The 22,094-nt window shown below is 64.8% G+C and carries 19 protein-coding genes; 17 read left to right on the plus strand and 2 right to left on the minus strand.

The window, feature by feature from the left end; translation table 11 throughout:
• Positions 1-118: 118 nt before the first annotated feature.
• A complete protein-coding gene (locus ACVINW_RS24425; RefSeq protein WP_456756489.1) occupies positions 119-871 on the minus strand; it encodes a GntR family transcriptional regulator in 753 nt (250 codons plus the stop codon).
• 132 nt (positions 872-1,003) lie between these two features.
• Here ACVINW_RS24425 and ACVINW_RS24430 point away from each other — a divergent pair, with 132 nt between their 5' ends.
• The 9 genes from ACVINW_RS24430 (at position 1,004) to ACVINW_RS24470 (ending at position 11,481) form a co-directional block, all read left to right on the plus strand.
• Positions 1,004-2,203 (plus strand): pyridoxal-phosphate-dependent aminotransferase family protein, encoded by a 1,200-nt coding sequence (locus ACVINW_RS24430; protein ID WP_456753656.1) that lies wholly within the window; start codon positions 1,004-1,006, stop codon positions 2,201-2,203.
• Between the two features lie 105 nt (positions 2,204-2,308).
• Positions 2,309-3,592, plus strand: coding sequence for an MFS transporter (locus tag ACVINW_RS24435; RefSeq protein ID WP_456753657.1), 1,284 nt, complete (start codon positions 2,309-2,311; stop codon positions 3,590-3,592).
• Positions 3,593-3,708: 116 nt separating this feature from the next.
• Positions 3,709-4,902, plus strand: a complete 1,194-nt coding sequence (locus ACVINW_RS24440) for a pyridoxal-phosphate-dependent aminotransferase family protein (protein WP_456753658.1) — start codon at positions 3,709-3,711, stop codon at positions 4,900-4,902.
• A 33-nt stretch (positions 4,903-4,935) separates the two neighbouring features.
• Positions 4,936-5,733: an enoyl-CoA hydratase/isomerase family protein gene (locus ACVINW_RS24445; RefSeq protein ID WP_456753659.1), complete on the plus strand. Its 798-nt coding sequence runs from the start codon at positions 4,936-4,938 to the stop codon at positions 5,731-5,733.
• Between the two features lie 438 nt (positions 5,734-6,171).
• Entirely contained in the window at positions 6,172-7,149 is a 978-nt protein-coding gene (locus ACVINW_RS24450) for a Bug family tripartite tricarboxylate transporter substrate binding protein (RefSeq protein WP_456756490.1), read from the plus strand.
• A gap of 209 nt (positions 7,150-7,358) precedes the next feature.
• On the plus strand, positions 7,359-8,234 hold the full coding sequence (locus ACVINW_RS24455; RefSeq protein WP_456753660.1) for an S-methyl-5'-thioadenosine phosphorylase: 876 nt from the start codon (positions 7,359-7,361) through the stop codon (positions 8,232-8,234).
• The gene (mtnA, locus tag ACVINW_RS24460) at positions 8,231-9,328 is read left to right on the plus strand and encodes an S-methyl-5-thioribose-1-phosphate isomerase (protein ID WP_456753661.1); all 1,098 of its coding nucleotides are present in this window, start codon (positions 8,231-8,233) and stop codon (positions 9,326-9,328) included. Before ACVINW_RS24455 ends, mtnA begins: the two co-directional genes overlap by 4 nt.
• A 76-nt stretch (positions 9,329-9,404) precedes the next feature.
• Positions 9,405-9,947: a tripartite tricarboxylate transporter TctB family protein gene (locus ACVINW_RS24465; protein ID WP_456753662.1), complete on the plus strand. Its 543-nt coding sequence runs from the start codon at positions 9,405-9,407 to the stop codon at positions 9,945-9,947.
• A 22-nt stretch (positions 9,948-9,969) separates the two neighbouring features.
• Positions 9,970-11,481, plus strand: coding sequence for a tripartite tricarboxylate transporter permease (locus ACVINW_RS24470; RefSeq protein ID WP_456753663.1), 1,512 nt, complete (start codon positions 9,970-9,972; stop codon positions 11,479-11,481).
• 97 nt (positions 11,482-11,578) lie between these two features.
• On the opposite strand, the gene ACVINW_RS24475 is transcribed toward ACVINW_RS24470, so the two are convergent.
• On the minus strand, positions 11,579-12,772 hold the full coding sequence (locus ACVINW_RS24475) for a CaiB/BaiF CoA transferase family protein (RefSeq protein WP_456753664.1): 1,194 nt from the start codon (positions 12,770-12,772) through the stop codon (positions 11,579-11,581).
• A 301-nt stretch (positions 12,773-13,073) separates the two neighbouring features.
• On the opposite strand from ACVINW_RS24475, the gene ACVINW_RS24480 reads away from it, so the two are divergent.
• The 8 genes from ACVINW_RS24480 to ACVINW_RS24515 all read left to right on the plus strand — a co-directional run bounded on the left by ACVINW_RS24480 (position 13,074) and on the right by ACVINW_RS24515 (position 22,076).
• Positions 13,074-14,627: a lipopolysaccharide biosynthesis protein gene (locus ACVINW_RS24480; RefSeq protein ID WP_456753665.1), complete on the plus strand. Its 1,554-nt coding sequence runs from the start codon at positions 13,074-13,076 to the stop codon at positions 14,625-14,627.
• A 2-nt stretch (positions 14,628-14,629) separates the two neighbouring features.
• Positions 14,630-16,468 (plus strand): asparagine synthase (glutamine-hydrolyzing), encoded by a 1,839-nt coding sequence (asnB, locus tag ACVINW_RS24485; protein ID WP_456753666.1) that lies wholly within the window; start codon positions 14,630-14,632, stop codon positions 16,466-16,468.
• A gap of 3 nt (positions 16,469-16,471) precedes the next feature.
• Positions 16,472-17,566 (plus strand): glycosyltransferase family protein, encoded by a 1,095-nt coding sequence (locus ACVINW_RS24490; RefSeq protein ID WP_456753667.1) that lies wholly within the window; start codon positions 16,472-16,474, stop codon positions 17,564-17,566.
• 146 nt (positions 17,567-17,712) lie between these two features.
• Complete coding sequence (locus ACVINW_RS24495; RefSeq protein ID WP_456753668.1) at positions 17,713-18,555, plus strand: hypothetical protein; 843 nt, start codon at positions 17,713-17,715, stop codon at positions 18,553-18,555.
• On the plus strand, positions 18,552-19,121 hold the full coding sequence (locus ACVINW_RS24500; RefSeq protein WP_456753669.1) for an acyltransferase: 570 nt from the start codon (positions 18,552-18,554) through the stop codon (positions 19,119-19,121). The genes ACVINW_RS24495 and ACVINW_RS24500 overlap by 4 nt, the downstream gene beginning before the upstream one ends.
• Positions 19,111-19,962 carry a class I SAM-dependent methyltransferase gene (locus ACVINW_RS24505; protein ID WP_456753670.1) on the plus strand — a complete coding sequence of 284 codons (852 nt, stop codon included), beginning with the start codon at positions 19,111-19,113 and terminating at the stop codon, positions 19,960-19,962. The genes ACVINW_RS24500 and ACVINW_RS24505 overlap by 11 nt, the downstream gene beginning before the upstream one ends.
• A gap of 3 nt (positions 19,963-19,965) precedes the next feature.
• Positions 19,966-20,895, plus strand: coding sequence for an NAD-dependent epimerase/dehydratase family protein (locus ACVINW_RS24510; protein ID WP_456753671.1), 930 nt, complete (start codon positions 19,966-19,968; stop codon positions 20,893-20,895).
• Positions 20,895-22,076 (plus strand): glycosyltransferase family 4 protein, encoded by a 1,182-nt coding sequence (locus tag ACVINW_RS24515; RefSeq protein ID WP_456753672.1) that lies wholly within the window; start codon positions 20,895-20,897, stop codon positions 22,074-22,076. The genes ACVINW_RS24510 and ACVINW_RS24515 overlap by 1 nt, the downstream gene beginning before the upstream one ends.
• Positions 22,077-22,094 lie beyond the last annotated feature (18 nt).

Here is a 22,094-nt window from a genome sequence, read left to right on the forward strand (position 1 = left end):
CACGGCGCGTGGCGGGCGTGCCTGCTCATGGATTATGCATTTTCTCGACGTGAGAATTATATTATGAATTCAGAATGGGCAAGGATTGCGATCTCGTCGCGCTCCCCCAGGCTCACCCCTAGTCGCCCTGGGGCGTCGTTTCCAGGTCGGCGTCCTGACCTTCGGCGAGGTGATCGATCGCGGCGGACCGCTTGTTGCGAAGATGCTGGAACAGGATATCGCTGAGCTCGCTCGCCGCGCGGCGGCGTAGCGCATCGAGGATCGCCTCGTGCTCGCGCATCGCCTCGCCCCAACGCTGCCGCTTGCGGGCGAAATTGGCGGAATAGCGCACCCGGCGGATCCGGCCGGCGAAGTTGGCGTAGGTCGTCTTCAGCGTACCGTTGCGCGCCGCCGCGACGATGCTCTCGTGGATCTGCTGGTTGATCTGGAAATAGCCGTGCATGTCGCGATGCAGGTAGTGGCCGTACATTTCGTAGTGCAGCCGCTCGATCGCGGCGATTTCCTCGTCGGTGATCAGCTCGCAGGCCAGCCGTCCAGCGAGGCTCTCCAGCCCTGCCATCACGTCGAACAGCTCCTCGAGGTCGCGCTGGCTGAGCTGGCGTACCCGTGCGCCGCGATTGGGCAGCAGTTCGATCAGGCCCTCGGCGGCCAGCACCTTGAGCGCCTCGCGCAGCGGGGTCCTGGAGATCCCGAGCATTTCGCAGAGCTGCCGTTCCGGAACGCGGGCGCCCTCGGGGATGTTGCCTTCCACCACGTAGTCGCGCAGCCGCAGCAGCACCTCGCCGTGCAGTGAGGCCTCCTGGCGGTCGCTGCCATTGCCGGCGGTGGGCGGGGTGATCGGAACCCCGGTCTCGGGAATCGCGGATTTCATATTCTGAACAATAATTTGGCGGCGCGGTCGCGTCGATCTCCGTAATCGAATACCAAAATTCGATTGAAAAGACAAAAAATGAATGCAAAAAGACTTCCCGAAGGGTCGAATTCCGGCGATTAGGAGGATCTCATGCATCAAGGGCGCCATTTTCTGCAGATTCCCGGGCCGAGCCCCGTCCCCGATCGCATTCTCCGCGCGATGGACATGCCGGTCATCGACCACCGCAGCGCCGAATTCGGCGAGCTCGGCCGGACGGTGCTGGAGGGCAGCGCCAGGATCTTCCAGACCAAAGGCCCGGTGGTGATCTTCCCGTCGTCCGGGACGGGCACCTGGGAAGCCGCGATCGTCAACACGCTGTCGCCTGGCGACAAGGTCCTGATGGTCGAGACCGGCCACTTCGCCACGCTGTGGCGGCAGCTCGCCGGCCGGTTCGGCATCGAGGTCGACTTCCTCCCCGGCGACTGGCGCCGCGGCGCCGACCCCGCCCGGATCGAAGCCAAACTCGCCGATGACACTGCGCACAGCATCAAGGCGGTGATGGTGGTCCACAACGAGACCTCGACCGGCGCGACCAGCCGGATCGCGGATATCCGTGCCGCCATCGACCGCACCGCGCATCCGGCGCTTTTGATGGTCGACACCATCTCCTCGCTCGGCTCGGTCGATTACCGGCACGACGAATGGAAGGTCGACGTCAGCGTCAGCTGCTCGCAGAAGGGTTTCATGCTGCCGCCCGGCCTCGGCTTCAACGCGATCTCGGACAAGGCCCGCGCCGCGTCGCGCAGCAACAAGATGCCGCGCTCCTATTTCGACTGGGAGGAGATGCTGAAGCCGAACGCCAAGGGCTTCTTCCCCTACACGCCGGCGACCAACCTGCTCTACGGGTTGCGCGAAGCCATCGCGATGCTGCTGGAGGAAGGCCTCGACAAGGTGTTCGCGCGTCACCAGCGGCTGGCCGCCGCGACGCGGGCTGCCGTCAACCAATGGGGCCTCGAGGTGCTGTGCCAGGAGCCTTCGGAGTTCTCGCCGGTGCTGACCGCGGTGTTGATGCCGCCCGGCCATGACGCCGATCAGTATCGCAAGGTCGTGCTCGAGAATTTCAACATGTCGCTCGGCTCTGGCCTGTCCAAGGTCGCCGGCAAGGTGTTCCGCATCGGTCACCTCGGCGAGTGCAACGAGCTGACCTTGCTTGGCGCGCTCACCGGCGTCGAGATGGGCTTGTCGATCGCCGGCGTCCCGCACCGCGCGGGCGGTGTCGAGGCCGCGATGAAGATTCTCGAGCAGCGCGATCAGCGCAACGCGTCGCATCTGAAGGTGGTCGGCACCTAGCTCTTGTTGAGCATGATCTCTTCGGACAACCGCCTCGCGCTTGTCCGGATCATGCTTTGGCAGCCGGCGTCAGCAAGCTCAAAAAAGTCGCGGAGGGGAGGGGATATGAGGCTTCGGTTCAAGGCCACCCATGTCGTGTTGGCCATGCTCTGCGTGATGTATTTCATCACCTATGTGGACCGGGTGAACATCGGCACTGCGGCCGGCGACATCCAGAAGGAGCTGGGTCTCTCCAACACCCAGCTCGGCCTGGTGTTCTCGGCTTTCGCCTATCCGTATCTGCTGTTCCAGGTGATCGGCGGCTGGGTCGGCGATCGCTTTGGACCACGTCAGACCTTGTTCTGGTGCGGCATGATCTGGGCGGCGGCGACCATCATGACGGGCTTCGTCCATGGTCTTGCCGCGCTGTTCGTCGCGCGCTTTGCGCTCGGGTTCGGCGAAGGCGCGACGTTCCCGACCGCGACGCGCGCCATGCAGTACTGGACGCCGGCCAACCGGCGCGGCTTCGCACAAGGTTTGACGCATTCGTTCGCGCGGCTCGGCAACGCCATCACCCCGCCGGTGGTCGCGCTCCTGATCCTGTGGCTGACCTGGCGCGGCGCGTTCGTCGCGCTCGGCATCGTCAGTCTGATCTGGGGCATCGTGTGGGTCTGGTACTTCCGCAACGAGCCGCGGGAGCACGGCGCGATCACCGCAGCCGAGCTCGCGACATTGCCGCCGCGGCCTAAAGGCGAGCGGCCGAAGGTGCCATGGGGACCGCTGCTGCAGCGGATGTGGCCGGTGACCTTGACCTATTTCTGCTACGGCTGGTGCCTGTGGCTTTACCTCAACTGGCTGCCGCTGTTCTTCAAGAACAACTACAGCCTGGATCTGAAGAACTCGGCGCTGTTCGCATCCGGCGTGTTCTTTGCCGGGGTGATCGGCGACAGCATCGGCGGCGTCATCTCCGACCGCATCCTCGAACGCACCGGCAACGTGCGGCTGGCGCGGCTCAGCGTAACCATCGTGGGCTTTGCCGGCGCACTGCTGTCGCTGATGCCGATCCTGTTCGTTCACGACATCACGGTGGTCGCGCTCTGCCTGTCGGCCGGCTTCTTCTGCGCCGAGCTGGTGATCGGCCCGATGTGGTCGATCCCGATGGACATCGCACCGAAATATTCCGGCACCGCCGCGGGGCTCATGAACACCGGCTCGGCCTTCGCGGCCATCGTCTCGCCGCTGGTTGCAGGCTTCGTGATCGACGCCACCGGCAACTGGTACCTGCCGTTCCTGATGTCGATGGGCCTGTTGCTGCTCGGCGGCTTCTCGGCGTTCCTGATGCACCCCGAGCGGCCGTTCGAGGAGACCGGCGAACTGGTGGCGCCGGGCAAGGTGGTGGCCGCCGAATGAGGGGCTGCCGGCCGTCAGATATGCATGACGGCCTCCCGACGGGCCTAGGACAAACCCGGCGAATAGTGATATGCGAGCGGCTTACCAAGACCAAGGCAAGACCGGGAAAGACGCTCATGACCGTGCATACTGGAAGGCATTTTCTGCAGATTCCGGGACCGACCAACGTGCCGGACCGGGTGTTGCGGGCCATGGATATGCCGACCATGGACCATCGCGGCGCCGAATTCGCCGAGATCGGCTTCGCCGTGATGTCGGCGATGCAGCGCGTGTTCCGCACCAAGCAGCCCGTGATCATCTACCCGTCGTCCGGGACCGGCGCCTGGGAGGCCGCGATCGTCAACACGCTGCAGCCGGGCGACAAGGTCTTGATGTGCGAGACCGGGCAGTTCGCGGTGCTGTGGCACGGCATTGCCGACAAGTTCAAGCTCGACGTCGACTTCATTGCGGGCGACTGGCGCCACGGCGCCGACCTCGAGCAGATCGAGGCCAGGCTCGCCGCCGACAAGGCGCACAAGATCAAGGCCGTCTGCGTGGTCCATAATGAGACCTCGACCGCCTGCGTCACCTATCCGCGCGACGTGCGCAAGATCCTCGACACGCTGAAGCATCCGGCGCTGCTGATGGTCGACACCATCTCCGGTCTCGGTTCGCTGGAATACGAGCACGACGCCTGGGGCATCGACGTCTCGATCGCCGGCTCCCAGAAGGGGCTGATGCTGCCGCCCGGCCTCGGCTTCAACGCCGTATCGGAGAAGGCGCTGGCGGTGGCCAGGGCGAATCCGGGCATGCGCTCCTACTGGGACTGGCAGGAGGTCATCAACATCAACAAGGCCGGCACCTGGCCGTACACCCCCGCCACCAACTTGCTGTTCGGCCTGCGCGAGGCCGTCAAGATGCTGGAGGAGGAGGGGCTGGAGAACGTGTTCGCCCGCCACAAGCGCCACAGCGAAGCGACCCGCGCTGCGATCAAGGTCTGGGGTCTGGAAACGCAGTGTCAGGAGCAGGGCGCGCATTCGCCGGCGCTGACCGCCGTGCGGGTACCTGACGGCCACGACGCCGATCACTTCCGCAAGGTCGTGCTGGATAATTTCGACATGTCGCTCGGCACCGGCCTCAACAAGGTCAAGGGCAAGGTGTTCCGGATCGGCCATATCGGTCACTTCAACGATCTGATGCTGATGGGCACGCTGTCCGGCGTTGAGATGGGGCTTGATCTGGCCAAGGTGCCGCATCGCGGCGGCGGCGTGCTGGCGGCGATGGAGGTCCTGAAGGGCCGCGACGTCGCGCAGGCCTCGAAGGTCGCCTGAATATCAAATCGTAACCAACAGAAAGAGCGAGACATGAACGCGCCCGTGGCACCGACCGAAGACCTGATCTACTCCGTCGAGGACGGCATCGCGCGCATCACGTTCAACCGGCCGCAGGCCCGCAATGCGCTGACCTTTGCGATGTACGAGCAGATGGCTTCGATCTGCGAGAGCATCAATCAGGATCATCAGATCAAGGCGCTGATCATGACCGGCGCCGGCGACAAGGCGTTCGCCTCCGGCACCGACATCTCCCAGTTCCGGGCGTTCAAGACCGCGCAGGATGCGCTGGACTACGAGGCGCGGATTGACCGCGTGCTGGGCACGCTCGAACAGTGCCGCGTGCCGGTGATCGCGGCCATCGCCGGCGCCTGCACCGGCGGCGGCGCCGGCATCGCCGCCTGCTGCGACATCCGCATCGGCACCGAGGCGACGCGGATCGGCTTCCCGATCGCACGCACGCTCGGCAACTGCCTGTCGATGTCCAACATCTCGCGGCTGGTGTCGCTGATCGGCCCGGCGCGGACCAAGGACCTGATCTTCAAGGCACGGCTGGTCGAGGCGCCGGAAGCGCTGGCCCTCGGGCTGTTGAACGAGGTCGTGCCCGATGTGGAGACCTTGCAGCGCCGCGCCAACGAGACCGCGAAGCTCGTCGCCGGCCATGCGCCGATCACGCTCGAGGTGACCAAGGAAGCGGTGCGCCGCATCCGCCGCACGCTGTCGCGCGAGGAAGGCGAAGACCTGATCCTGCGCGCCTACATGAGCGAGGATTTCCGCGAAGGCATGGACGCCTTCCTCAACAAGCGCGCGCCGAACTTCAAGGGCAAGTAGCGGCTGCGAGAGGCTCTGGGCGCGCGGGGCTCTCCGTCGCCATTCGCCGGTGCGCAATTGCGCACCTGAGGACGTGCGAAGCACGAGCCCAGAATCCATCGCAGCAAACTCGGTGTCGTCCCTGCGAAAGCAGGGACCCATAGCCACCGATGCCGGTTGGTTTGCTGCGCTGTGGGCCACAGCTTGCTTCAACAACACAGCCCTATGGTTATGGGTCCCTGCTTTTGCAGGGACGACAGCGGATAAGCGGCGCGCTTTTGCCCACTCTACCCGGTCTGCTCCTCGCAACGTTGCACCCCACCTCATTCCAAAGTCATACGCCATGCGACGGTTCGGCGGCTTGAACTCACCCTCATTCTCGGCACAATGATGCACGCGCTCCGCTTCGCAGATTTTGCCAAGCCGAACAAATAGATAGGGAAGAAACACGTGGGACAGATTGTAAAAACCACGGCTGCAATCGCGGCCCTCTTGCTGAGCACGCCGGCGTTTGCCGGCTGGGAGCCGAGCAAGCCGGTCGAGATCGTGGTTGCGGCCGGCGCCGGCGGTGCCTCCGACCAGATGGCGCGCATGATGCAGGCGGCGATCCAGAAGAACAATCTGATGAAGCAGCCGATGGTGGTGTCGCTGAAGGGCGGCGCGTCGGGCGCGGAAGCGCTGATGTACATGAAGTCGAGCGAAGGCGATCCCAACAAGGTGCTGATCGCCTATTCGCTGATCTACATGCTGCCGCTGTCGGCCAAGATTCCGTTCAACTGGCGTGACCTCACGCCGGTGTCGGTAATCGCGCTCGACCAGTTCGTGCTGTGGGACAACACCGCGGGTCCGAAGACCGTGAAGGAGTTCATCGATGCTGCCAAGGCGGCAAGCGCGCCCTTCAAGATGGGCGGCACCGGCTCCAAGCGCGAGGATCACGTGCTGACCGTGTTCATGGAGCAGAAGACCGGCGCGAAATTCTCCTATCTGCCGTACAAGTCCGGCGGTGAGGCTGCGACCCAGCTGGTCGGCGGTCACACCGAATCCAACGTCAACAATCCCAGCGAGAATCTCGAAGTCTGGCGCGCCGGCCAGGTCCGCGCGCTCTGCGTGTTCGACAAGGAGCGGATCTCCTACAAGACCAAGGTCACCGACACGCAGTCCTGGAACGATATCCCGACCTGCAAGGAAGAGGGGCTGGACGTGCAGTACCTGATGCTGCGTGCGATGTTCCTGCCGGGCAAGGTCACGCAGGAGCAGCAGGCGTTCTATGTCGACCTGTTCCAGAAGGTGACGCAGACGCCGGAATACAAGGACTACATGGAGAAGCAGGCGCTGAAGCCGATCTTCCTCACCGGCAAGGACATGGTCGAATTCCTCGAGGATGACGACAAGCAGAATGCCTCGCTGATGAACGCGGCGGGCTTCGTCGCGAAGTAAGGTTGCGGCCGTGAACCTTCCGTCATCCCGGGTTCGATGCTTTCGCATCGCCCCGGAATGACGGAGCAAATGGCCAGCGACGCTGGCCCGACGTACGCTGCGCATCCCTCGTTGCTTTACCTTCCGCCCGGAAACGCCTTGCATCGCGCGGCTGCGCCATCGATATTGCGCCGCATGATGCCGCCGTTGCGGGAGCGTGAGGAGCGATCATGACCAAGGCCGTTCTCGGAATCATCGGCGGATCCGGCATCTACGATTTGCCGGGCCTGGAAAATGTCCGCGACGAGCCGATCCCGAGCCCATGGGGTGAACCATCCGCGACGCTGCGCCGTGGCGAGATCGCCGGATTGCCGATCGTGTTCCTGCCGCGGCACGGCCCGGGGCACGCGCTGTCGCCGTCCGACATCAATTATCGCGCCAATATCGACGTGCTGAAGCGGGCGGGGGTCACCGACCTGGTCGCGCTGTCCGCCTGCGGCTCATTCAAGGAAGAACTGCCGCCGGGCACCTTCGTGCTGGTCGACCAGTTCGTCGATCGCACCCATAAGCGCGAGAGCTCGTTCTTCGGCAGAGGCTGCGTCGCGCATGTCTCGATGGCGCATCCGGTGTCGCCGCTGCTGGTGAAGCATCTCGCGGCCGCCGCCGAAGCCGAGCGCATCGCATTCGCGCGCGGCGGCACCTACCTCTGCATGGAAGGGCCGCAATTCTCCTCGCTTGCGGAGAGCCTGACCTACAAGGCGCAGGGCTATTCGGTGATCGGCATGACCAACATGCCGGAAGCCAAGCTCGCCCGCGAGGCCGAGATCTGCTACGCCAGCGTGGCAATGGTCACCGATTTCGACTGCTGGCATCCGGCGCATGATGCGGTGACGGTGCAGGACATCATCCGCGTGCTGAATTCGAACGCCGAGAAGGCCAAGGCGCTGGTGGCGCGGCTGGCGCGGGATTTCCCGCGCGACCACGAGCCCTGTCCGATCGGCTCGGACCGCGCGCTGGACACCGCGCTGATCACGGCGCCCACGGCGCGCGATCCGCAGCTGCTTGCCAAGCTCGATGCGGTCGCCGGACGGGTGTTGCAGTCATGAAGGTCGACGGGCGCCATTTCCGCAGCATCTGGCTCGAGCCCGACGGCTGGTCGGTCGGCGCGATCGATCAGCGCCGGTTGCCGCATGAATTCGTCGTTGCGAAGATCACGACGGCGGACGAGGCCGGCGAGGCCATCAGCTCGATGCTGGTCCGCGGCGCGCCGCTGATCGGCGCGACCGCGGCCTACGGCATGGCGCTGGCGATGCGCGCCGATGCTTCCGACGCCGCGCTCGATCGCGCCGGCAAGATGCTGGCCGCGACCCGGCCGACCGCGATCAATCTGAAATGGGCAATCGACGAGATGCAGCGCGCGCTCGCCCCGGTCGCGATGTCGGCGCGGGCGGATGCGGCCTATGCCCGCGCCCGCGCAATCGCCGACGAGGATGTCGAGATCAACCGCGAGATCGGCCGCCATGGGCTCGGCCTGATCGAACAAATCGCAGCGACCAAGAAGCCGGGCGAGCCGGTCAACGTGCTGACGCATTGCAATGCCGGCTGGCTTGCAACCGTCGATTGGGGAACGGCGACGTCACCAATCTACCAGGCGCATGATCGCGGTATCCCGGTCCATGTCTGGGTCGACGAGACGCGGCCGCGCAATCAGGGTGCCTCGCTCACCGCCTGGGAGCTCGGCCATCACGGCGTGCCGCACACCGTGATCCCCGACAACACCGGCGGCCATCTGATGCAGCATCGCATGGTCGATCTCGCGATCGTCGGCACCGACCGCGTCGCCGCCAATGGTGACGTCTGCAACAAGATCGGCACCTATCTGAAAGCGCTCGCGGCGCACGACAATGGCGTGCCGTTCTATGTCGCGCTGCCGTCGCCGACCATCGACTTTAGTATCGATGACGGCATCAGGCAAATTCCGATCGAGCAGCGTGCGGCCAGCGAGGTCACGCACCTGACCGGGCGGACGGCGGACGGACGGATCGAGACCGTGCGCGTGGTTCCGGACGGCTCTGGCGTCGTCAATTTCGGCTTCGATGTGACGCCGGCGCGGCTGGTGTCGGGATTGATCACCGAGCGCGGCGTGCTCGATGCGAATCGTGCTGCACTTGCGAGCGCGTTTCCCGAACGATCCAGTTAGCTGAAGGCTGCATTGACGGTGATTGCATCTGCGCGCTATCCCCATCGTTGCCCTCGCAACCCGGACCGTCCAGTCCATGTCCAACACCGAACTTGAGATCGTCGTCGACGATCCGACCGCGCCTGAAGAGAATTCCCCGGCCGTCGTCTCCACCGGCGTCGTCGATGTCGTCGTCTCGTTGCTGTTGCTTGCGCTGGCAGTGGTGCTGGGCTGGGACAATTGGCGCACCGGCGCCTCGTGGGATTCGACCGGACCGCAGCCGGGCTATTTTCCGTTCTATCTTTCGGTGATCCTCGGCGCCGCCAGCCTCTATGGGCTGGGTGCCGCCTTCGTGTCGCGCCGGGAAGCTGCCGAGACCTTTGTCACCCGCGCCCAGCTGCGCCGCGTGATGGCGGTGTTCGTGCCGACCTTCCTGTTCTGCCTCGCCACCCAGTATCTCGGCCTCTATGTCGCGAGCTTTCTCCTGATCGCGGGCTTCATGCGCCTGGTCGGCAAGATCGCGCTGTGGAAGTCGCTGCTGACCGCCTTCATCTTCACCGCCGCGATGTTCGTGACCTTCGACATCGCATTCGACGTCATCATGCCGAAGGGGCCGCTCGAAGCGGCCTTCGGGTACTGAGCGATCGACAGGATCTCGAGACATGGAAGCTTTCGGTCTCCTGCTGCATGGTTTCGCCGTCCTTTTGACGTGGAAGACGCTGCTGTTGATGATGGTCGGCCTCGTGCTCGGCATCTTCGTCGGCGTGCTGCCGGGGCTCGGCGGCCCGAACGGCGTCGCGATCCTGCTGCCGCTGACCTTCACGATGGACCCGACATCGGCCATCGTGATGCTGTCGTGCATCTACTGGGGCGCGCTGTTCGGCGGTGCCATCACCTCGATCCTGTTCAACATCCCCGGCGAAGCCTGGTCGGTCGCGACCACCTTCGACGGCTATCCGATGGCGCAGCAGGGCCGGGCGGCCGAAGCGCTCACCGCGGCGTTCACCTCGTCGTTCATCGGTTCGCTGGTCGCGGTGCTGCTGATCACCTTCCTGGCGCCGATGATCTCGTCATTCGCGCTGAAGTTCGGCCCGCCGGAATTCTTCGCGGTCTATCTGCTGACGTTCTGCTCGTTCGTCGGCCTCGGCCGCGAAGCCAAGCACAAGACCGTCATCTCGATGTCGCTTGGGTTGCTGCTCGCCGGCGTCGGCATGGACACGGTGTCCGGTCAGCTGCGCATGACCTTCGGCTCGGCCGAGCTGTTGCGCGGCATCAACTTCCTCGTCGCCGTGATCGGCCTGTTCGGCATCAGCGAGATCCTGCTGACGATGGAGGAGCGCCTCGCGCTCCGCGGACATGCCGCCGGCATCTCGCTGCGCGTGGTGCTGTCGGTGTGGAAGGACCTGCCGAAATACTGGGTGACGCTGCTGCGCTCCTCGGTGATCGGTTGCTGGCTCGGCATTACGCCGGGCGGCGCGATCGCGGCCTCATTCATGGGCTACAATCTGGCAAAACGCTTTTCCAAGGATCAGGAAAGTTTTGGCAAGGGCCGCATCGAAGGCGTGTTCGCGCCGGAGACCGCCGCCCACGCCTCGGGTACCTCGGCGCTGCTGCCGATGCTTGCGCTCGGCATTCCAGGCTCAGGGACTGCCGCGATCCTGCTCGGCGGCCTGATGGTGTGGGGCCTCAACCCGGGCCCGCTGCTGTTCGTCGAGCACAAGGATTTCGTCTGGGGCCTGATCGCCTCGATGTACCTCGGCAATGTCGTCGGCCTCGTGCTGGTGCTGACCACCGTGCCGATCTTCGCCTCGATCCTGCGCGTGCCGTTCGCGGCGGTGGCGCCGATGATCGTGGTGTCCTGCGCGATCGGCGCCTATGCGATCCAGAATGCGATGTTCGACATCTGGCTGATGCTGGGCTTCGGCGTCGTCGGCTATGTCTTCAAGAAGATCGGCATTCCGCTTGCGCCGTTCACGCTGGCATTGGTGCTCGGCAGCCGCGCCGAGGACGCGTTCCGGCTCTCGATGATCGGCTCCGGCGGCGACATGAAGGTGTTCTGGTCGAACGGCCTCGTCGGCAGCATCACGACATTGGCGATCGTGCTGCTGTTCTGGCCGGTGATCGATCGGGCCTTTGCCGGCGTCGCAGGTCTGCTACGGCCGGCAAAGGCGTGAGGTTCCAGAGCGTTTTCGAGCGAAGTGGACACCGGTTCGCGAAGACAAGAATTTGGCGTTCCGTTCCGATGTGATAGGAGCAGAGCTCTAGTCTAGACTAGACGACCTTGCGCTGGCGCAGCTCGGCGATCTCGTCACTGCCGAAGCCGAACTCGGCCAGCACTTGCTCAGTCTGCTCGCCGAATTCAGGAGGCCGCGCCACCATCTTGCTCGGCGTCCGCGACAGCGTCACCGGCTGGCTGACCAGCTGGATATGCCGGTTCTCGTCGTTCGGCACGTGCTGGGCCATGCCGAGATGCTTGACCTGGGCGTCCTCGAACATCTGGTCGATCGAGTAGATCGGCCCGCACGGCACGCCGGCGGCGTTGAGTTCCTGCACCCAGGTCTCGGTCGACTTCTTTTCGGTGAGCGCGTTGATCCGCGCATTCAGCGCGTCACGGTTCTTCGAGCGCGCCGGCGCGGTGGCGTAGTCGGGGTCGGCGATCAAGTCGGGCGCGCCGATCGCCTGGGCGCAGCGCTCCCAAATCCGCCCGCCTGTGGTGGCGATGTTGATGTAGCCGTCGGAGGTCTTGAACACGCCGGTCGGGATCGAGGTCGGATGGTTGTTGCCGGCCTGCTTGGCGACTTCCTTCTCCATCAGCCAGCGCGCCGCCTGGAAATCCAGCATGAAGATCTGCGCCTGCAGCAGCGAGGTCTGCACCCACTGCCCTTCGCCGGAGACGTCACGTTCCAGCAGCGCGGTGAGGATGCCGAGCGCGCAGAACAGGCCCGCGGTGAGGTCGGCGACGGGAATGCCGACCCGCATCGGGCCTTGGCCGGGCGCGCCGGTCACCGACATCAGGCCGCCCATGCCCTGCGCGATCTGATCGAAGCCAGGGCGCTTGTGATAGGGGCCGTCCTGGCCGAAGCCGGAGATGCTGCCGTAGACGATCTTCGGATTGATCTTGCGGATGCTCTCATAGTCGATGCCGAGCTTGCCCTTCACATCCGGGCGAAAGTTCTCGACGATGACGTCGGCCTGCTCGGCCAGCCGCTTGAACACCTCGAGCCCCTTGGGGTCTTTGAGGTTCAGCGTCATCGCGCGCTTGTTGCGATGCAGGTTCTGGAAGTCGGAGCCGCCGCGGGGACCGCCCGGCTGCTCGCCGCCGCCGTCCTCCAGCAGCGCATCGATCTTGATGACGTTGGCACCCCAATCGGCGAGCTGGCGCACGCAGGTCGGCCCGGAGCGGACCCGGGTCAAGTCCAGCACGGTGAAACGGGACAGGGCTTGGGATGCGCGGGGAAAGGGCATTGAGACACCTCTTGTTTGGCGGGCCGCTGTGGGGGCTATTGCTCATCTGCCATAGACAATTTGGCAGGTCTTTCCAACTGTTACCCGGATAACAAAGTGCCGGAAACGAACAGTCACGGTTCCGTGCGGACCGCTCTGCATAAGGTGCGATTCGCGCCTGCCCACACCTGAGCATCCGTCCGTCGTCCGCCAACTCTCGACAATCACGCTTCTGGCTGCTAGCCCGTCGCCCGACCGAATGGGTTTTGCCCTTATGGAAGAGGGACTTGAGGCGTTTCGACGTGATGGACCGAAAGCGGGCATGGCAGTGAAGAGAGGTCCGTCCCATCTGCTCGGCAATTCGGCGTGGAACGCGACCGCTTTTGCGGTCGCGGTGCTGCTCAATCTGGCGATTCTCCCATTCGTGATTTTCCGGCTCGGCCTCGCCGCATTCGGTGTTGCGGGGCTGGTAACCGCCTGTGTCGCGCCGGCGCTGATGTTCAGCAATGCGCTGGGTCTTTCGACGGCGCGCGAGCTTGCGCAACGGCTGCAACTGTCCGATCGCGACGACGCACGGCGCTTCTTCGCCACCGCCCTGGCGCTCGCCATCGCCGGAGGCGGCCTGATCGCGGCCTTGCTGATCCTCGCCGGTGCGCCGCTGGCGCGACTGGGATTTCACCTCGGCGGCCCGGCCGGCGACGATCTCGGGCTTGCCTTCACCCTGGCCGGTGCCGGCTGGCTGTGCCAGTGCCTGTTCGCGGTGTTTCTCTCGCTGTTCACGGCGCGCCAGGACTATCGGCGGATCGCCGCGATCAGCATCACGGGCACGGTGGTGACGACGATGTCGATGCTGCTGTTCATCCCATACGCGCCGCGCGCCTCGACCTTCCTCGGCTGCCAGGCGCTGGGCTTCGCAACGAATCTGCTGATGGCCTTCGCCTGGTCGCGACATGCGATCAGCGACTGGCTCGCGCCGCCGACGCTCGACCGCGGCGCGCTGCGTGCGCTGGTCAAGCTTGGTGGCTGGCAGGTCGCGGCACAAAGCGGAGCGCTGTTCGCAGGCCAGGCGGACCGCTATTTGCTCGGCGCGCTGCTGCAACCGCAATTCGTCGGCTTCTACAGCGTCGCGCAGCGGCTGGAGGAGGCGGTCTATATCGGCGTCTTGAAGATCGGCGAGATCCTGTTCCCGTTCTTCAGCACGCTGCAAAAGGAAGACGATGATCGCAAGGTCGATTTGCTGCTTCGCTCGTCCTGGATTCTCAACGTGCTCGCCGCGAGCGCGCTGGGCGGCCTGATCCCGGTCGCGGGCGCGCTGCTTTATCGATGGACCGGTGCCGAGGTCGCCGCCGAGGCGCAGCTGGTGCTGGTGGTGCTTGCGATCAGCGGGATATTGGGCTCGAGCGCCAATGTGTTTGCGTTCTATCTGCTGTCGCAGGGACGTTCCAGTTTCAACGCGCTGATCTCGCTCGTCACGGGCACCTTCACGCTGGCGACCAGCGCCATCGCATTGCCGTATTTCGGCTGGCAGGCCGCCGGTTGGAGCTCCTGTGTCGGCATGGTCGCGCAGATGGTGATCACGGTGCTGCTGCTGCGGCGAACCTTCAGGCTTTCGGGGATGTGGTCACGGATGCTGCACTTCGTCCTGATCCCGCTCGGCACCGGTGTCGCCATAGCGTTGGCGCTGCGCTCGCAGCTCGGCCATATGTCATTCGACCACGCGCCGTCATGGTGGTATGTGGTCTCGCTCTACGGCGTGTCGGCGGCGGTGATCTTTGTCGCCGCTGTCGCCGTGTCTCAGCTGGGTCCCTATCGCGCCGTCTGCTGGCGCGATCTCCGCATCGTCATCACTCGCTTCTTGCCCTTCAAGGCCGCCTAGACATGTGTGGTATCGCAGGCATCGTCAATCTTCGGGGCAATCCCGTCGAGCCGGCCGAGATCTCGCGGCTGACCAGCCTGATCGCGCATCGCGGGCCGTTCGGCGAGGGCACCTGGTTCAACGCCAAGCGAAACGTCGCCTTCGGCCATCGCCGGCTCGCCATCATCGATCCCGGCGAGGGCGGCTATCAGCCGATGGCATCGGGCGATGGCCGCCATGTGATCGTCTACAATGGCGAGATCTACAACTTCCTCGAGCTGCGCCGCGAGCTTGAGGCGAAGGGCGCGGTGTTCCGCAGCCAGTCCGACACCGAAGTGATCCTCGCTGCCTGGCAGGCCTGGGGCGAAGACATGCTGCTGCGCTTCAACGGCATGTGGGCGCTGGCGATCTACGACACCGTCACGGATGATCTGTTCCTTGCGCGGGACCGCTTCGGCATCAAGCCGATGCTGTACGCGTTAACGTCCGAGCGCTTCGTGTTCGCATCCGAGCAGCGGGCGCTGGCGCGGAGCGGGCTGGTCGAGACGTCGCTCGATATCGACGTGGCGCGGCGATTGTTGCTTGACCCGTTCGGGATCGAAGGCAGCGAGCGGACGCTGTTCTCGCAACTCCGTCGCCTGCAGGGCGGTCACTGCATGTGGCTGCGCCAGGGGCGGGCGCAGGTGCGCCGCTGGTGGCGGACCGTGGATCACCTGCCTGTGATCCCGAACAGCGAGGCCGACCGCGTCGGGCGCTTTCGCGAGCTGTTTCACGAGTCCGTTGCGCTCCGCATGCGCAGCGACGTTCCGATCGGGACCTGCCTGTCCGGCGGCTTCGATTCGTCCGCGGTGATCTGCGCGATGGCGAGCCATGAGAAGGCCGGCATGGGACCGCGCGACTCGACAGCCTGGCGGCACGCCTTTGTCGCGACCTTTCCCGGCGCCAGCAATGACGAGCGGCCGATGGCGGAGGAAGCGGCCGCGTGGGCCGATGTGGCGCCGAGCTTTCTCGAAATCGGGCGCTCCGACGCGCTCACCGACCTCGACCGCATCCTCGACGACAATGACGACGTCTATATCGGGCTGCCGAGCGCGCCCTGGCTGATCTATCGCGAGCTGCGCCGCCAGAACGTCACCGTGTCGCTTGATGGCCACGGCGCGGATGAATTGATGGGCGCTTATTTGCAGGAAGGGCAGTCGGCCGCATTCAAGATCCGCAACGCGGCGGCCGCGCTCACGTCCCGATCGCAACTCGCACAGCGCGGCCTCGACTTCCTGCGCGCGCAGATGATCAGGCGCCAGGGGCACTATTTCCTGCGCGGAGGGCTGACGGCGATGCCGGCGCCGCTGCCGCTGGTTGCCGAGGGTGATGAGTTGCCTGATACATGGGGTGCGCTGAACCGGCGGCTCTACCGCATGTTCCACTCGACCACCCTGCCCACCATCCTGCGCAATTTCGATCGGCTTTCGATGGCGCACGGGATCGAGGTCCGTATGCCGTTCATGGACTGGCGGCTGGTGACCTATACGATGGCGCTGCCGGAAACCAGCAAATCGGCCGATGGCATGACCAAGGTGGTGGCGCGGCAGGCGATGGCGAATTTGATGCCCGAAAGCATCCGCACCGCGCGCCGCAAGGTCGGCTTCAATTCACCGATGCCGGAATGGCTGAACGGTCCGTTGGCGGGCTGGACCACGGAATTGCTCGATCGGAAGGTTCCGGCATTCGCCGAGTTCGTCGACGAGACGCCGCTGCGGAAAGTGGTCGGTCGCTTGACGGCGTCGCAAGGCTGGGATTGGGAATCGGTCGGCCGGATCTGGCCGTATCTGAACATGAAATGGATGTTGGCGAGGACCGCGTAACCGATGCGCCTGTTCCAGAATAGCGGTCTCTATCCGTCCTATCTGCCGCGGCTGAATCAGCTCGCGGCAAAGGCATCGACCTTCGCCGCGCGCCGCGACGTTTTCCTGCATGACCGCTTTGGCGCGGCGCATTTCCTCAAGCCGGTGCTCGACGGTGCGCCGGAAGCTTTTTTCACCAATGCAGACGACGACGTGCTGCAGCGCCAATGGGCCCGTGAGCAGGGCATGCAGGGGACGCCGACGTTGGAGGCGATTCTGCTCGCGCAGATCGAGCATCACAGGACCGAGGTGTTCTACAATCTCGATCCGGTGCGTTATCCCAGTGCATTCGTCGCCAAGCTTCCCGGCTGTGTGAAGAAGACGCTGTGCTGGCGCGCGGCGCCCTCGGGAAACGCCGACCTGAGCGCCTATGGCGCGGTGCTTGGAAACTTCCCCTCGATCCTCGAAGCCTGGCGCGGCAAGGGCTGCCGGGCGGAGCTGTTCTTCCCCGCGATCGATCCTGTCATGGCGCAGTATGGCAACGGCGAACGGCCGATCGACGTGGCGTTTGTCGGCGGATATTCGCGGCACCATAGTGCGCGCGGCCGGACGCTCGAACAGGTCGCGGCGCTGGCGGCTGACCGCAACATCGTATTCTGCCTCGATGCCTCGCGGCTGACGCGGCTTGCCGAAAGCGCGGTCGGGCGATTGCTGCCGCTGGGGAAGCACCGCCGCCCCGACGTCATCGCGCGCATCGCAAGGACGCCGCTGTTCGGCCGGGACCTCTACGAGCTGTTCGGGTCGGCGAAGATCGTGCTCAACGGCGCCATCGACATGGCCGGCAACGATCGCGGCAACATGCGCTGCTTCGAGGCGATGGGCTGCGGCTCGCTGCTGGTGTCCGATGCCGGCAACTATCCGGAGGCGATGCAGGATGGTGTCACCATGCGCACCTATGACGCGCCCGAAAGGGCCGTCGAGGCGATTTCAAGCAGCCTGCGGGATTGGCCGCAATGGGTCGGGATCGCCGCGTCCGGCCGGAGCCGCGTGCAGGAGACTTACAGCAAGGCCTCGCAATGGGCACAGTTTATCGATCTCGTCGCGCGGATTGAGCCGTAACAGAGCGTTTCGAGCGAAGTGGGTGGCGGTTGGCGTGAAGAAAACGCGCAAAAGCGAGATTCTAGAGCCCGTTCCGATTCCATCGGACCGGAAAAGGCTCTACACGGGGGCACAGAGCCGGCCAGCGGGCGGGCGATCGGGCCGGAATGATGTCTGCAAGTGACTTGATCTATCAATTGAAATGGATGGCGGACGGACTGGCCGTGCCGTTGTTCAGGATGCGGCCGCGGCCGTTCGGCCCGGGCTATCAGACGGTCAAACGCGACACCATCACCGCGGCGATCGACGGCGGCCTGCTTCAGGCGGGAAAGGAGCTTCCGCCCGGCTACGGCATCGCGATGGATGAGCGCGTGGTGGAATATCCCTGGGTCTACGGCCGATTGAAAGATGTCGGCAAGATGCTGGATGCGGGATCGACCTTCAACCATGACTTCCTGCTGCGGCGTCCGCCGCTGCGCGGCGCGGATCTCACCATCATGACGCTGGCGCCGGAGCGGCGTTGCTACTGGCATGATGGTTATTCCTATGTGTTCGGCGATCTCCGCAAGACGATGTTCGGCGATCATGTCTTCCACACGGTCGCCAGCATTTCGACGATCGAGCACATCGGGCTCGACAATCAGATGCTGTACACGGGCGATCCGCGCGATGCCGAGACCGATCGGGATGGTTTCGTCCCGGCGGTGAAGGAGTTCAAGCGCATTCTCAAGCCCGGCGGGACGTGCCTGATCTCCGTGCCGTTCGGCAAGCGCGACAATCTCGGTTGGTATCAGGTGTTCGATCTTGCCATGATCGAGCGGATTATCGAGGCATTCGGCGCGACATCGCACCATGTCGACTATTTCGGCTATTCGCGACAAGGCTGGTCGCGCCAGAGTGCCGAGGCGCTCGCCGACGCCACCGTTTTCGACATCCATACCGGCAAGGGGCAGGGCGACGACCTTGCGGCGTCGTCGCGCGCGGTCGCCTGCCTGCAGTTGACCGCATGAATATCGATTACCTGATCCAACGTCTGATCGGTCGCGCGACGTGCCGTCTGCAAGCCGACGCGGCGCTCGGCCGCTCCGCCAGGATCAGGAACATCCGCGGCGATGCCGACAAGATCGTCGTCGGCCGCAACAGCCGCATCCTCGGGGAGCTCCTGACCTTCGCGCATGGCGGGGAGATCCGGATCGGCGAGTGGTGCTACGTCGGCGAAGGCACCCGGATCTGGTCGGCGGCCTTGATCGAGATCGGCAACCGCGTCCTGATCTCGCATTCGGCGAATGTGTTCGACAATCTCACCCATCCGCTGCGGACGGCGGAGCGGCACCGGCAGGTGCAGCAGATTTTCACGCGCGGCCATCCGAGCGACATCTCGCTCGACGAAAGCCCGGTGAGGATTTGCGATGATGCCTGGATCGGCGCGGCTGCGATGGTGTTGCGCGGGGTGACGGTCGGGCAGGGCGCCATCGTCGCGGCCGGCGCGGTCGTCACAAGGGATGTCGCGCCGTTTACGATCGTGGCCGGCAATCCGGCCGTGCTGGTGAGGGAGCTTGGCGCCGATGAACGGTGAGCGCAAGTTTACCACCTGGGAGGAAGCGGTGGTCTGGCTGCGCAATCAGCCCGACCAGCGCCAGCTCGTGCTCGACGCATTCTACGACGATCCGCTGGCCGAAGCCGCTGAACGCTATTTCCAGAGCTCCGAGTGGCGGGCGGTCTCAGCGCTGCTGGCCGGCCGGTCTGGTGCCGCGCTCGACGTCGGCGCCGGCCGCGGCATTGCAAGCTACGCGCTCGCCCGCAGCGGCTTTGCGGTGACCGCGCTCGAGCCGGATCCCAGCGCGATCGTGGGAGGGGCGGCGATCCGCAGCCTGGCGCAGCAGGCGCAACTGCCGATCGAGGTGGTCGAGGAGTTTTCCGAGCGGCTGCCGTTCGCCGATGCGACGTTCGATGTGGTTTTTGCCCGGGCCGTGCTGCATCACACGCGCGATCTCGAAGGTGCCTGTCGGGAGATGTTTCGCGTGTTGCGGCCCGGCGGCATGCTGATCGCGGCGCGCGAGCACGTCATCAGCAAGGAGGCGGATCTTCCCCAGTTCCTTGCGCAGCATCCGCTGCATCACCTCTACGGCGGCGAACATGCCTTCCTGCTCGATCGCTATACCGGCGCGCTGGCCACCGCCGGATTTTCGAAGATCGACACGCTGGCGCCGCTGCAAAGTCCGATCAACCTGTTTCCCTACACGCTCGAGACGCTGAAGGCTGCGATCGTGACCAAGTTGTCGCAAAGGATTCCGGCAGCGCCGTTGTGGCGGACCGCATTTGCGTCACGCCTTGTGTTCGGCTCGCTGCTGTCGATGGCCGAGCGCTTCGACAATCGGCCGGGCCGGCTGTACTCCTTTGTCTGTCACAAGGCTTGAGCGATGATCGTCTGGGTCACCGGCGCGAACGGGTTCATCGGCCGCCATCTCGTGCATGAGTTGTCAGGCGCCGGCCATGCGGTGCACGGCGTCGGGCACGGCGCGCTCGACGCGACGGAAGCCCGCCGGCTCGGCTTGCAGAGCTGGATCAACGGCGAGATCGACGCGGCCAATCTCAACGCCCTTGCGGCAGCGCACGGGCTGCCGACGCATGTCTTTCATCTGGCCGGCGGCTCCTCCGTCGGCATCTCGATCGAGCGGCCGTTCGAGGATTTTTCGCGGACGGTCGCGAGCACGGCGCGGCTGCTCGAATGGCTGCGCGGATCCGCGCCTGACTGCGCGCTGATCGCGGCGTCGAGCGCGGCCGTGTACGGCGCCGACCATGCCGGGCCGATCGCTGAAAGTGCTGTCCCGACTCCGATGTCCCCCTATGGGCAGCACAAATTCATGATGGAGCAGCTGTGCCGGAGCTACGCGCAGTCGTTTGGCATGCATTGCACGATCGTGCGGCTGTTCTCGGTCTATGGCCCCAATCTGCGCAAGCAGTTGCTGTGGGACATCTGCTCGCGGCTGGAGGCCCAGCAACCCGTGCTGACGCTTGGCGGGAGCGGCCAGGAAATCCGCGACTGGACCGACGCTCGCGATGTCGCAAGGCTGCTTGCCAAAGTCGCGGAAGCGTCGTCGCAGCAGAATTTCCGCGTCATCAATGGCGGTTCGGGCCGCGGCACGAGCGTTGCCGATATCGCCGCGCTCCTGATCAAGCAGTGGGGCGGCAATACGGTTGTACGGCACTCCGGCATCAGCCGGCCCGGCGATCCCGTCAGCCTGCTGGCCGACGATACAATGCTCCGCGAAATCGGATTCGATTGGCGCATTCCGCTCGACCAGGGTATCGCCGACTATGTGGCTTGGTTCAAAGGACATGCTTCGTGATGCCGCGCCCATTGCGGTTCGCGTTTGGTCACATTTCGCGACGGCTTTGGGCCGGCGGGTTTAATTATCAACGCAACCTGTTCGCGGCGCTCGACCGGTTTCTGCCCGGCGAGTTCACTCCGGTCGTGTTTGCGGGGACCGGGGCCGATGCGAACGAACTCGCAGAGTTTGCCGCGATACCCGGCGTCGAGGTCGTCAGGTCCGAGGCATTCGACGGACAGCCGGGTCTGGCTTCAGCGCTCGCGCTTGGTCTGGACCGGGGAGCCGCGGCGGCGTTTCGCTCCGCACGCATCGATGTCGTCGTTGAAGCCGCGCGCTTCTTCGGCTGGCGGTTGGCGATCCCAACGGTGGCCTGGATCCCGGATCTGCAACACCGTTCGCTGCCTCAGCTGTTTCCGACGACGGCGCGCTGGCGCCGCGAGATCGGCTTTCGCGTTCAGATGGCGTCCGGGCGAACCATCATGCTGAGCAGCGAGAGCGCCTTGCGCGATTTCAGGGCCTACTACCCGCACGCCAAGAGCCGCGTCAGCGTCGTACGCTTCGCGACCCAGCCGCCGGCTGCGTTCCTGAATACGGAACCGTCGGACGTGATCGCGACCTATAGCCTGCCGCAGAACTATTTCTATCTGCCCAATCAGTTCTACCGCCACAAGAACCATCAGCTCGTCGTCGACGCGTTGACGATCCTGAAACGTCGTGGGGTCGATGTCGTGGTCTGCGCATCGGGCAGCACGGAGGATCGGCGCGAGCCCGGTTATTACGATCTGGTCAATTCCGAGATCAAACGCCGCGGCCTCGAGGCGCATTTCCGGCACCTCGGCGTGATCCCGTTGCCCCATGTCTACGCCCTGCTGCGAGCCTCAACCGCGCTGCTCAACCCGTCGCGCTTCGAGGGTTGGAGCACGACGGTGGAGGAGGCGAAGTCATTCGGCGTTCAGATGATCCTGTCCGACATCGACGTACACCGCGAGCAAACCTCAGGCGCCGCCCGCTATTTCGGCGTCGATGATCCGAATGCGCTGGCCGACCACCTTGCGGAGGCTTCGCAGCAAGCGCGCGGGCTCGTCATTCGGAACGTCGTTCCGCATCAGGACGAGCGCGTCCGCGCATTCGCGGCCAGTTTTGCCGCCACCATGCGAGAGGCTGCCGGTCAGGATGTCGATGCGCCGATCGAAAGATAGTCGAGCAGCGGATCGCGC

This window comes from Bradyrhizobium sp. USDA 4461, assembly GCF_054055655.1.